At 54.3% G+C, this 12908-nt stretch carries 5 protein-coding genes; all 5 read right to left on the bottom strand.

Annotation, left to right across the window (positions count from 1 at the left end; all coding sequences use genetic code 11):
• Nucleotides 1–39: 39 nt before the first annotated feature.
• Nucleotides 40–7521 carry a S8 family serine peptidase gene (locus tag JI741_RS22315; RefSeq protein WP_202013644.1) on the bottom strand — a complete coding sequence of 2494 codons (7482 nt, stop codon included), beginning with the start codon at nt 7519–7521 and terminating at the stop codon, nt 40–42.
• 25 nt (nt 7522–7546) lie between these two features.
• Nucleotides 7547–7738, bottom strand: a complete 192-nt coding sequence (locus JI741_RS22310) for a hypothetical protein (RefSeq protein WP_202013642.1) — start codon at nt 7736–7738, stop codon at nt 7547–7549.
• A 176-nt stretch (nt 7739–7914) separates the two neighbouring features.
• Nucleotides 7915–9564 (bottom strand): tetratricopeptide repeat protein, encoded by a 1650-nt coding sequence (locus JI741_RS22305; protein ID WP_202013640.1) that lies wholly within the window; start codon nt 9562–9564, stop codon nt 7915–7917.
• Nucleotides 9565–10198: 634 nt separating this feature from the next.
• On the bottom strand, nt 10199–10858 hold the full coding sequence (locus tag JI741_RS22300; RefSeq protein ID WP_202013638.1) for a class I SAM-dependent methyltransferase: 660 nt from the start codon (nt 10856–10858) through the stop codon (nt 10199–10201).
• Between the two features lie 82 nt (nt 10859–10940).
• Nucleotides 10941–12899 carry an acetoacetate--CoA ligase gene (locus JI741_RS22295; protein WP_202013637.1) on the bottom strand — a complete coding sequence of 653 codons (1959 nt, stop codon included), beginning with the start codon at nt 12897–12899 and terminating at the stop codon, nt 10941–10943.
• Between the last annotated feature and the right edge of the window lie 9 nt (nt 12900–12908).

Genomic DNA, 12908 nt, shown 5'->3' with positions numbered 1-12908 from the left:
ACGATGTTCTGTGCCGGCATAGGGTGGGGAATTAAAATCTTAATCTTTTATCAGTTTAACCGTGGCGCGTTTGTCTTTAGACGTGACACGCAGCAGGTAGAATCCACGTTGCAGGGAAGCAACATCCAGCAGCACACCTTCCGATGTTGCCTCGGCCTGTTGCAGGATGCAACGTTTGCCCGACACGTCCGTCAGTTCAAGCGTCAGCGTTCCTCTCCAGTCGCCGGTGGCCAGCACACGGGTGGTGTGCGAGGCAGGGTTGGGATATACTTTCAGACCTTGGTTGGCCGCTTCTTCCAGGCCCAGGATGTTGTCGACGCGCACCGTCAACGTGTCTTTCAACACGGCGCCATAGCTGTCGGTCACCACAAAGGCAACTTTGGTCTGGCCGGGCGTTAGAGGTTTCACCACAAAGCTTTCGCCTGAGGTAAACACTTCCGCAACGGTCTCTTCGCTCGAGGTGGCCGTGAAAGTCAGCGCATCGTTGTCGGGATCGGCAAAGAACGTGGCCAGCTTTTGCTCGTCGAAGGCGCCCTTGCCGGTGTAGGTAAGCGTGCGGGTGGTGCCTTTAAATTTCGGTGCGCGGTTGGTGTTGTCAACCTCAATGTTCACCGTCACCTGGCGCGTTGCACCAAATTCGTCTTTGGCTTCGAACACAAAGGCATGCAGACCGGCATCTGTATAGTCGGGTGCATAGTGCAGCGTGAGCGTGTTGCCGTTCAGGGCAAACGTCAGGCGCGGATAGGTTGCTGTGGCGGTCACGGTAAACACGTTGGTTTCCGGATCGGTCACCGTCACGTTCAGGTCGAGCGTTTCGGCTTCGGCCACTACGCGCGGGGCCACGGGCACACCGCTGAACAACGGCGCCTGGTTCACGTGCATGTGCAACGGCACCACCACACTCTCTTTGTAGGGATCGTTTGATTTCACCACAAGGTCGGCTTTCTGGTCGCCTTCGCCCGAGAGCGAACCCACAAACTTCAGGTTCACGGCGTGTTCCGCATCGGTTGTCACGGTGCCGCTTGTTTCATTTTCAATATAGACCCACGCCGATTCTTCGAACGTTTCTTCGGCTGCACGCACCATCCATCCGAAGTCATGGAAGTCGGCATACGGATAGGTTTGCAGATCGGACCACATACCGCCGCTGTAGAACATGTAGCGGTTTTCTACCACTTCCGAATTCTTCATAAAGCCTTGCACAAACTCAATCACCATGGGGTAGGTGAGGATCACATAAAAGTCTTCGTGCGGAAGAATCTTCGCAGGCTTGTCGAGGGCGATGGTGAGCCAATGCCCGTTGTCGGGAACAGTCGTGGTGTAGTTGGCGATGGTTTTGCCCAACGAAATGGCGTTCACGATGTTTGTTCCACCAGCTCTGATCTCCACCTCGATGCTTCCCGTGGCCAGGGTTTCCGAACGGAAATTGGTTTGTACGTGCGTGAGGTTAAAACCTTTGTCGCCACCGTTAAACTGCGTGCCCGACACAAACTCTTCGGCGCCGCTATAGCCCAGGAAGCTTTCGGCTTTCTCGGAATCTTCGTATTGCAACACGCGGTTAAAAGTTTCGTCGCCCAGTGGTTTAACATCCAGGGTAGACGTTGTTTTTGCCGCCGTGCCCAGTACAGCCGTTTTTGCCAACGCCATGCTTTCGGTGTTGGTAGCCGAAGCCACTGCAGCCGCGCGTTTGTAGCGAATGCTCAGGTCATATTTCAGATCCGACTTGCCTGCAGGGTTGCCAAGCTTCACATCGCGTTGTGCCGCTTCGGAAGGCAGGTTGAACGATACCTTCACGGGCGTTCTGTCAACATTCAACACAGGCGGAAGAATGATGGTGGCCGTTACGGGAATCTTGTAGGTAGTTACTTCTGTTTCGATCACCACGTTGTCGGCAAGCGCAGCAGTCTCACCATCGGGTGCGATGTCTACGCGGGCCTGCAGGCTTTCGCCGGGCAGGATCGTGGGCAGTTTCTCAAGCCATTCAACGGGAGTCCATTCAGGTCCCCAGAATCCGTTTATCAACACTTCAAGCGCGGCGGTGCCGTCTTCGCTCTCCATCTTCAGCGCCGTCATGGTCAACGTGGCGGTGCCGCCGTTGGTGAGGGTGAATTGTTTCTGATAACCTTTCGGGCCGGTGCTGCCGTCTTCATAGGTGGCGGTGTAGGCCATCACTTCGCCAAAGGCGATCGCATCATCCGAAACCAGCTTCTCTTCGCCGGTCACGGTCAGCGTCACGGGTTTGTCGAGGCTCTCTTTGTTGGGCACGTTGGTGTTGAGGTGCACAAACGTTTTGTAGTTGCCGGCAAACAGATTTTTAGCATCGAGCGTGAGTGTGGCATTCAGCGATTCGCCGGCGGCCAGCGTGCGCTTCACCGCAGGCGACAGCACATAGGCAAGGCCAGTTCCCACTTCCAGGTTTTGGTAGGCCGAGAGCTCTACGCCGTCGGTGCCGCTCGCGTTTTCAATACCGGCCACGCCAAACTGGGTCACCAGTTCGCCCATGCCGTCGTTGCGATATTGGAACTTGATGTTTCCATTCCTGAACAGGATGATCTGTGTGCTCACCGGATCGCCCATGCTGAACAGGTTGACTTGTCGCTCAAACGAAATGATGATTCTGTCTTCTTCAATTTTATAGAAGATGCCCGAGATGTCGGGGTTGAAATACGAATCGAATCCACCCGGCACCCACATGGAGGCAATGAAGTTGTTCGGGGCGTCGGTGGTAGGAATGTTCTGTGTGAAGAGCGATGCAGGCGCGCCTTCATCGAAGGTGATGATGCCGTTGTAGCCTACATAGAGCGCGGAGTATTCTTTTCCGTAGAACGTGAATGGCCACTCGAGGTCGATCTTCTTCCAGAACTTGTCATCTTCAAACGGGTCCATCTCTTCAATGGCCACGCGTGTGCCGGTCTTGAAGGCATCTACCCACTGATAGGAAGGTCCGTCTGCACCTTTCGACGAGCGCCAGGTGTAGGCGATGTCGGGCACACCATTGGTCGACACTTCTTTCGTAGCCACATCGGTGGTGGCCCACTCCGAACCCGACACGGCAAGCTCAAGCGTTGCTGCACCGGTGTTCTTGATCACAAACGGAATGGTTTTCTGAGCGCCATGCTCCAGGGTTTCTTCCACTGGCGAGAGGTCCACGGCAATGGCCGGTGCAGGCACCACGTCACCGCTAAGCGCGATCTCGGCTTTGGTGCCGTCGCCATACACGATGAGCACTTTGTCGGTCAACGCACCGAGGTCTTCGGTGGGGATGGTCACGCGATAGGTTGCTGCGTGTTTGGCCGTCAACGTCACGGCGGGTTCGCCGCTTAGAGCAAACTTGCCCTTCTGCAGCGTCACGCTCACCACGTCGATGCTGGCCGAGCCTTCGTTCTTGATCACAAACAGTTGTGACTTGATGGCGCCTTTAAACACTTCACCAAACGCAATGGCATCGGTCGACACCACCGCATTGGCTTCGCCGCCCGAAGTCACATTCAACTTGATGTTGGCTGAAGCCGCAGGGGTGAACGGATCGTTGCTGATGAAGGTAACGTACTTGTTGGTCGCCCCTTCGTTCAGCGTTTCGGTGTTCAGGGTCAATTCCACATCGGCCGATTCGCCGGGCATCACCAGGCCCGAGCCGTTGGTGAAGCTGGTAATGATGTCGGGACCGGGATAGTCAAAGCCAAAGGCCATCTCGTTCTGCCAGGGGAAATTTGTTTCGTAGTCGGCCAGCAGAATGCCGTCTTCTTTTGCGCGGTCTTCAATGAGGGCCGTGGTGGGACGCATGTAGTCGGCGTCGTCGCTCACGTTTTTGTAATAGAAGCGGATGTCCCCGTTGTCGTACAACACGATTTGGAACGTCAGCGGTTGCCACGCTTCGCCCTCCTGCACGTGATCGTACTGCACAATGAAACGATCCGCTTCTTTTAGAATAAACACTTTGCCACTGTTCAGGTATTTGAAATGCAAGCCGGCTGCAGCAATCTGGGCAATGGGCCCATAGCTGTCGCGCAAACGCGGCGTGTTCACCACGCGCACGGTGTTGTCGAGCGTGATCATACCAATTTGGGTGACGTAGATCTTATTTGCTTTTTCGGCATAGAAGGGGAAATCAAAATCAAGTCCCACTTCATAATAATGATGTTCGGTGTTTTTGAAATAGTCGGAAATGTCTGTTCCCGTTTTTGCAATGTCGCTCCAGACATAGGCCACCGGATTGGCATCGTTCACACTGTTGTGTGCGGTGTAGCCATAGGTGTGAAATTTGTCGGGCCAGCCTTCGCTGATGCCCTTGGCGTCGTGCCCCGGAACAAAATACTTTAGCGGAAATGCACCGGCGTTCTCGACCTTCACCGTGGCTTTGGCCACATCGCCAATGGCCAGGTTGTCGATCGTTTGTGTGGCCGGTGTGATTTTGATCTTGCTGGCTTCGGTGCCCACGCCAAACAACGCGATGGTGTGCGTGAGGTCGCCCGACTGCAGCGTGAGCGTGGCGTTCACATTGCCCATGCCCGAAGGCGTGAAGCGAACCACCATGTCCACTTTGTCGCGCGCGCCAATCTGCCACGGCTCGCCCCCGATAATTTCAAACTGTGCATTCGAAAGTGTGGTCACCGGACTTTCAAAATGGCCGTAGCCGTTGTTGGTCACGGTCACCGTCATCTCTTTCGATTTGCCATTAAACACACTGCCGAAATCAACTACGTCGGCCGATTGCAACACCGGCCGCTGGCCCGTCACGGTCAGCTCCACAGGCAAGCGCAGCTCACGTGTTTTGCTGTCGTTCGATTTCAAAATGATGTTGGCAGAATAGTTTCCGTTCAGCAACTGCGCAGCATCGGCCGTCAGCAACACGTCTGCATCGCTTTGACCACTCAATTCGCCTTCCGAAGGCGTGAGTGTTAAATACTTGCCCAGGTCCTGGCTATAGGATGTGGCGATGGTAGACCACACATAGCGGCTGTCGTGAATCACTTCGGGCAACAGCGCCCAGGTAGCACCAAGGTCAAACGAAATCATACAGTTTTCGGAATACGCTTCGTCCATCGCTTCAGCCACGCCGAGCGGATAGAGGTTGCCGGCGGGAACATGGAACACGATCCAGAACACTTCACCTTTTTCGAAGAAGAGTTGTTCATCCAGTTGGATAGACTGGTTCTCGTCCCAGGGCGAAGGCGGCACGTTGTATTCCTGCGCGCCGATCAGGTTTTTCTTCTGAAGGGTTTCCTTGTAGACTTCCACAATGATGGGACCTTTCTTCGGATTCTGACGGAGCCACATCTGCACGTGCGTGAGGTTGAAGCCCGCATCTTCGGTCACCTCAAAACGTGTGGCCGACGAGTTGGCGATGGTGGTGTCCATCTCGCCAATGAGCGTGATGGGCCAGTCCCAACCATAACCAATCTGCTCGCCACCAAACGACAGCGTGGAGATCTTGTTCTTGTTCGATGCAGCGGTGTTGGCCTCGCGCTTGGTAAGCGTGGCCACAGAAGCAGTTTTTACCTTGCTGGCCACAGGATAGTTCAAGCCCGTTGCCAGGAAGGTAGTGTTGTGTTCTTTGCTGCGCGAAAAACCTGTCCAGCGAAGCAACCCTTCGCCCTGGTTCAGCAGGTTGATGGTGTGCTCTGCGGTGTTTGTGTTCGACGCATCAATGGAAAGGCTGATGTTTTTACTGGCGTCGTCAACAGCAATGGTTGGACCATCGTTGGTGGTGCCTTGCGCGATGTTCGAAAGCACGGAGCCGTTGCCCCAGCGGTCGAAGGCCACCACACCAAAATAGTAGGTGGTGAGGCTGCTGAGTTCATTCACTTCCAGGCTCACCGTTTCGCCGGCTCCAAGCTTTGTGCCGACGGCTATCTTTTCGGCCTGGCTCAGGTTGGCGGCAGTGAGGGGAGTGGTGGAGTAGTAAAGTTCAAAACGAATGGCGCGGCCATCGTCGCCGTCGGCGGGTACCGTCCACGTTAGTGTGGCAAGCTCTTGCGCCAGCGCAGTGATCTTCAGATCGCCAATGGTGGCGGGAGCAATTTTGCCGTCGTTCTGAATGGCGAGTTTAGCGTCGGTGAGGCCCGAGCCCAGCAAGCCTACAAAGTCAGGATTGTATTCTTCAATGTCGCGCACGCCGGTAACGATCTGATTGCGCAGCTCGTCGGCCGTCATCTGGTGCGTGCGGTTAGACAAGGCCAGTGCGGCAATACCCGACACGTGCGGGCAGGCCATGGATGTGCCTTGCATGTAGCCCACCTTGTTGTTGGGCAGCGTGCTCAACACACCGCTGGTGCCACCCAGGTCGGTGTTGCCACCCGTGGAGGTAATGTCTGTCCACACACCATAGTTGGAATAGTATGCTCGCTTATAGTCGGGACCAATCGAGTTCACGGCCACCACGCTGGGGTGGAAGGCCGGATAGAAAGGCTCGTCGGTGTTGCTGTTGCCCGAGGCAAAAATCACAAGGCCACCCCGCATGGGACTGCCGCTATAGTTTCCGGCTTCGGCAATGAAGTAGTCGATGGCATCGAGCACCGACTGATCGAAGGAACCGGGGTTGGTATAGCCCCAGCTGTTTTGCGAAATCACGGCACCGTTACTGGCCGCATACACATAGGAGTTTTCGAAGCTTCCGCCGCCCAGGGTCTGCATCGACATCACCTGCACGCCGTCGTTCTTGCCTGTGCCACCGGCCACGCCCGACACGGCAATGCCGTTGTTGTTCACCGCCGCGATGGTTCCCGCCACGTGTGTGCCGTGAAATTGCGGATCGATCTGGCCGTTGTTGTTGTCAAAGTTCCAGCCGTGAATGTCGTCCACATAGCCGTTGTTGTCGTCGTCCACTTTGGGCTTGCCGTTCAGCTCTGCCTCGTTGGTCCAGATGTTGGCCGCAAGGTCGTTGTGGGCCACGTCCACACCTTCGTCGTGAATAGACACAATCACACCGCGTTTGCCGGCCGTGATCTTCCAGGCTTCAAACAGGTTGATGTCCGAGCCGGGCGTGTAGCCCGACTGCCCGGTGTTGTTGTAGTGCCACTGCGAGGGCAGCATGGGGTCGTTGAAGGGCATTGTGCCACCCATAGGCGACACGGGGTTGCCCTTGAACTCCTGCACTTTGAAAGGGCTCACAATTTTGAGATGGTCGGTTTCCGCCAGCGTCACGCCGCTCACTTTTTTGTAGGCTGCCACCGCGTCGTTGGGGTCGGTGTTTTCGTCAAGCTCCACCACATACCAAAGGTCCAGCCCATGCTTGTGCAGCTTGGCTTCGATCTTGGGGTTGAAGGGAAACAGGCGATACATGTTTTTGGCACCCGTGCGCTTGGCCACGGCGTCGAGGGGCTGAATGCCCGTGCTCAGTTCTTTGCCGGGGCGCACACGCGCCTGGCTTAGGGTGGAGGCCATCTCCGCAGAGACTTTGACCTTTACCATACCCTTCCGGACGCTCTGCTGATACTCCTGCGCCCAGCCAGTGGCGGCACAGCAGAGGAGCATCCCCAGCAGGAGAATCCTTCTTTTCAGTGTTCGTAAATAATCAATCATAGAGTTTAGGTTAGTGATGTTCAGGTTAGCGTTTGTTTTTGTCGCCGCCGGTGAGGCGGTCCATGGCGCTCATAATTTTATGAAGGGCGTCCTGTTGCAGCTTGCGTTTGTTGATGAGGTCAAGAATGGCCTCGTCGTCGTGCGAAGACTGTGGCTCCGGGGCCGCGGGCGCGGCGTGGGGTTCTTCCGGAATTTTGTTCTTGCTCCGTTTCTTCATGGCGAAGGCGTTGGTTTAGGTTGGAGCAATTACGAATACAATGGTGGAAATGAAATGCGAGGCAATCGCTACAAAATCACTACAGGGGGCGATTTTTCATCCTAACAAAATCACTACAAGGCGAAAATGGCCGTTCTGAAACGGTTTTCGGAAGGGTGTGCGTTTGCACGTTTACTTTAAACGGACTTGTCTATTTGCGAAAGGAAGGTGACCAGGTTGTGTTCCGTGCCCGTCAGGTTCAACTTTTTGCGGAGCCGCGTGCGGGCCACGTCAATCGACTTGGCGTTCTGGTGGGTGATGGCCGAAATTTCTTTGGTGGTCATGTTCAGCTTCAGGAAGGCGCAGAGCCGGACTTCGTGCGGCGAGAGGTCGGGGAATTTTTCGTGCAATGTTTTATAGAACTGTTCGTGCACCTGCTGGAAGCGCACCTCAAATTCCTGCCACAGTTCAGGCTGGAGGTTGGATTGCAGGTCGAGCACCACCTTTTGCAACGGCCCTTGCAGGTCGGCCGCCACATGCTGTTTCAAGTCCAAAAGCTTTTCGGAAATGGCGTTGATGAGTTCGTTTTTGTTGAGCAGGTTCATGATGTTGGTGGTGAGCTCCTTGTCTTTGAGCACCAGGTCGTTTTGCAGGTTCACCTTTTCCAGCTTCAGGTGGGCCTGCTCCAGCTCCGACCGCCGCGTTTTGTTGCGCTGCAATATGAAGAGCAGCGACACAATCACCAGCAACAACACCAACCCGATCACGCCCGACCAAAAGTAGAGCTCCTTCTCTTTTTGACTGGCCTCCAGCTCGCGTTGTTGCTTGTCGAACTCAAACTGCATTTCCAGCTGGGCAATCTTGCGCGTGCTTTCTTCATTAAAAAGGCTGTCGCGCACCTGGCGGTGCAGCTCCAACGTTTCCAATGCTTCCTTGTATTTGCCGTGGCGTTTATACACACCATATAAAAGGTTAGACGAAGAGCTCACTACCTGCCACGCTGCAATGCTCTGCCCGATGGCGATGGCTTCTTTCAAATGGGGTTCGGCGTGGACATCGTCCTGATAGTGTTCGATATAAAAATTTCCGAGGTTGTTGTTGGAGCGGGCCAGGCCCAGCATGTCGTGGTTTTTCTTGCGTAGCTCAAGGGCTTCGTTGTAGCGCTTATAGGCCAGCGCGTTGTCGCCCTGGTCGCCGGCCAGGGTGCCCTGGTTGTTGAGCACGTTGGCCATCATTTCGAAGTCGTTCGTTTCTTTGCTGAGGGTATAGGCCTCGCTGTAGTAGCGGGTAGCCTTCTCGTATTCGCCGGTCTCGGAATAGATGATGCCGATGTTGTTGAGCAGGTTGCCCTTGTGCAAGGTCCGTTTGTCGTTGCCCGCCGACGTCATGGCAATGTATTGATCGAGCGACAACAAATAATATTTCAAAGCATTCTCATGATCGCGCTGGAAATAATAGACACTCCCCATGTTGCCATAGCCCACCGCCAGCCAATAAAGATCTTTACGCTCCCCCGCATCGTGAATCACCACCTGGTAGATTTCCAGCGCCCGCGAGTAGTTACCCAAATGCAAATAGGTTTTAGCCTGCGAAGAGTAGGCGGCAATAAGCGACGAATCGGCATTGAACTTCCTGGCCAGCCGCACCGCCTCCGCCGCATATTCCAACGCCTGAAACGGATCGCTGTTATAGATCTTATCTGCCAGCGCCAACGACACCCGCATGCGCTCCTCGTCACTTTTGGCATGCTGCAACGCCACACGCAGACTATCCGCCTGCGACGCGGCCTTCACCTGCAACGACAACAACAACAACAACAATAACAAAGCACAAACCAGCCGAACCATGAGGGCACCAAAGTTTATAGGAATGCCAAGTTGCGAAATATTTGGGATTTGTGAGAAGGAATTTGGGGAATCGTTGAGAGGGGTGAACCTGGGCGGTTGGGGGGTGTAGGATGTTTTTTTGTTTTTTGCAAGAGGTGTTGTAGGTGATTGGGAGATGGGTGTTTACAACGTTAAGGCTGTGCGCTGAGTGAGATAGAATGTTTATTGTGAGTGTTTTTTTTGTGCATTTCATAGCTCCGCTCATGGCCTCGCGGCCTCGGATCTAGCCCTGATGGGAACATGCGAGGCCAGCGGCCATGAGCGGCGGTATGAAATGTGAGCAACATTTCAATACACGTTCAGTATGAAAACACACAACACCCAGAATTTATTTTTCTCTCTATATTGCCCAACATGCTCACTTCTCCAACAAACACCACCATCAATCAACATCCACCAATACTATCTTGCCACGGCACGCGAAGGACAAAAAAATAAGCCTTCAGCTGTCCGACAATGGCGTAACGAAAGAGATTGATGTTGTTTCTATGCAAGCAGATGCAAGCATCGTTTGCCTTGAGTTTCCTGCCGAACCCGGATGCCTTGCAGGCTGCGATATTAAAAAGCTGGATTAGCAAGTGAGTTTGGCATGGCGTTATTCAGAGGCGATTGATTTCTTTGTTCCAATCGCATATATTCTGTCAACGTTAAATTCAAAATCATAGGGCTCACGAACATCAAACAAATCAACATCAAAATCATTATTCGAAAAGTAGTCCTTGATCTCATGCTCCATAAAATGCGTAAACTGAACCGGATTCCCTTCATACCACGCGTTATCAACAATGCCCTCATTCGTTCCCTTTTTCACAACAACCAACACTTTGCCACCGGGTTTTACCAACCGGTTAAATTCCGCGAAGATCTTGTCGACATAGTGTTTGGGCGTGTAGATGATCGAGTAGAAAGAAAGAATGGCGTCAAACGATTCGGCTTCAAATTCTGTCTTCATCATATCCATCACCCGAAACTCCATCTGTGGATTATAGGACGTGGCGATGCCAACACATCGTTCTGAAATGTCAATGCCCACAACGTTGTGTCCCTTATCTGCTAAATATTTTCCGATGTGTCCGCTGGGGCCGCAGCCGGCGTCGCAGATGCGGGAGGCGGGTGGGAGCAGGGCAGAGAACTTGTCAAGCAACAGTCTGTCGTATTCCTTTTGGGCTATTTCATTTTTGAAATGCTCATGATACTTATCGGCCGTTTTGTTGTAGGCAATTCTTGTTAATTCATTTATTTGTTCAAGGTTCATAAAATAAATCAGTCGGCCAATAAATGCAGTTGCGATCTATGCGACACCCGCACCAGTTTGTCGCGGCATCCAAAAATCAAAATCATTTCTTTCCACCAAATCCCACAAAAAACTCCATCGCCTCCGGGTTCCTCAACGCTCCTGCGTTCACCACATCCTTCACCTTCTTTCCCATCAGCACCTTCTTCACCGGCGTCTCCGTTTTCTTACCACTCATCGTATAAGGTATGTCCGGCACAGCAACAATTTCATCCGGCACATGCCGTGGACTGTAGTCCGTGCGAAGCGTCGTGTTGATTTTCTTTTTGATCTCGTCTGTGAGCGGCACACCCGGTTGCATCACCACAAACAAAGGCATCCAGAATTGGCCGCCGTCTTTCTCCAGGCAAATGATGAGGCTGTCTTTCACTTCGGCCACTTTGTCTACGGCGCGATAAATTTCGCTGGTGCCTATGCGCACGCCGCCACGGTTCAGGGTGGCGTCGCTGCGGCCGTAGATCACCACGCCCTGCCGCGGGGTGATGCGCACCCAGTCGCCGTGGCGCCACACACCGGGGTAGGTGTCGAAATAGCTTTCGGTGTAGCGTTTAAAGGTCTTGTCGTTCCAGAAAAAGATGGGCATGGAGGGCATGGGGGTGGTGATCACCATTTCGCCCACATCATCGTGCACAGGCTGCCCGTCTTCGTCGAAGGCCTGCAGGTTGCAGCCCAGCGCGCGACATTGAATCTCGCCGGCGTATACGGGCCACGTGGGGTTGCCACCCACAAAGGCGCTGCATACATCTGTGCCGCCACTCATCGACACCAGCCAGATGTCTTTTTTAAGTTTACCATACACCCACGCAAATCCCTCAGGTGGCAATGTGCTACCGGTGGAGCTTATGGAGCGCAGCGTAGACAACGAAAAATCTTTGCCGGGCGCGATGCCTTCTTTCAGGTTGGCCAGTATAAATCCCGCACTCGTGCCGAAGTGGTGTATGCCCGCGTCTTGCGCAAACTGCCACAGTGTTTTCAAATCGGGGTAGGCGGGGCTGCCGTCATAGAGCACCATGGTGGCACCGGCCAGCAGCGCGCCGTGTATGTAGTTCCACATCATCCAACCCGTGGTGGTGTACCAGAAGCAGCGCTCGCCCGCGTGGAAGTCGTTGTGAAAGGTGCCGTATTTCAATTGCTCCAACAAGATGCCGCCCTGCGAATGCACAATGGCTTTGGGCAACCCCGTTGTTCCAGACGAATACAACACCCACAACGGATGATTGAACGGCACCCGCCTGAACACCGGCGCATGCCCCTGCCGTTGCATCACCTCCTGCCACGACACAATGTTCACGGTGGGGTGGATAAAGGCCGTGTTCTTTTCCGAAATCACAATCACGGTTTCTACGGTGGGCAGCGCGCGTATCAGCTCTTGCACGGTGGTGGTTTTGTCAAACACTTTGCCGCCATAGCGATAGTGGTCCACGGCAATCAGCACCTTGGGTTCAATCTGGGCAAAGCGGTCAATCACGGCGGGGGTGCCAAAGTCGGGCGAGCAGCTCGACCACGTGGCGCCCAGTCCGCTGGCGGCCAGCAGGGCCACCGTGGCTTCGGGCACGCAGGGCAGGTAGGCCGCCACGCGGTCGCCCACGTTCAGGCCGCGTTCGAGCAAAAAGTTTTGCAGGGCGGCGGTTTGGTTCTTCAGTTCTTTCCAGCTCACCTCGCGCCCCAGGCCGGTCTCGTCTTTGAACACGATGGCCGGATAGACGGCGCTGGCCTTGCGAAAAATGTGTTCGGCATAGTTCAGGTGTGTGCCTTCAAACCAGCGTGTGTGGGGCATAGGCTCACCGTTGGTCACGGTGGCGAAGGTGCCGTCGTGCACAATGTCGAAATAGTGCCAGAGGTGTTCCCAGAATTCGTCGGGTTCGGTCACCGACCATTCCCACAGTTGGCCATAGTATTCAAAGTGCATGTGCTTCTTTTCGCGAAGCCATTGCATGAAGGCGGTCAGGTTGGTGTGGCGGTTCGCCGCAGCAGAAGGGGTCCAAAGGGGTGTGGGCTTCATAGGGCAGAC

This window comes from Chryseolinea lacunae (assembly GCF_016735595.1).
GTDB classification, from domain to species: domain Bacteria; phylum Bacteroidota; class Bacteroidia; order Cytophagales; family Cyclobacteriaceae; genus Chryseolinea; species Chryseolinea lacunae.
Note: the sequence above shows the minus strand (reverse complement) of the source record. Positions and strands in the feature narration are given on the sequence as shown.

Bases quoted from the DNA above. Each gene is read 5' to 3' on its own strand.
- JI741_RS22310 (WP_202013642.1), bottom strand. From the start codon at position 7,738: ATGAAGAAACGGAGCAAGAACAAAATTCCGGAAGAACCCCACGCCGCG.
- JI741_RS22300 (WP_202013638.1), bottom strand. From the start codon at position 10,858: ATGAACCTTGAACAAATAAATGAATTAACAAGAATTGCCTACAACAAA.
- JI741_RS22305 (WP_202013640.1), bottom strand. From the start codon at position 9,564: ATGGTTCGGCTGGTTTGTGCTTTGTTATTGTTGTTGTTGTTGTTGTCG.
- JI741_RS22315 (WP_202013644.1), bottom strand. From the start codon at position 7,521: ATGATTGATTATTTACGAACACTGAAAAGAAGGATTCTCCTGCTGGGG.
- JI741_RS22295 (WP_202013637.1), bottom strand. From the start codon at position 12,899: ATGAAGCCCACACCCCTTTGGACCCCTTCTGCTGCGGCGAACCGCCAC.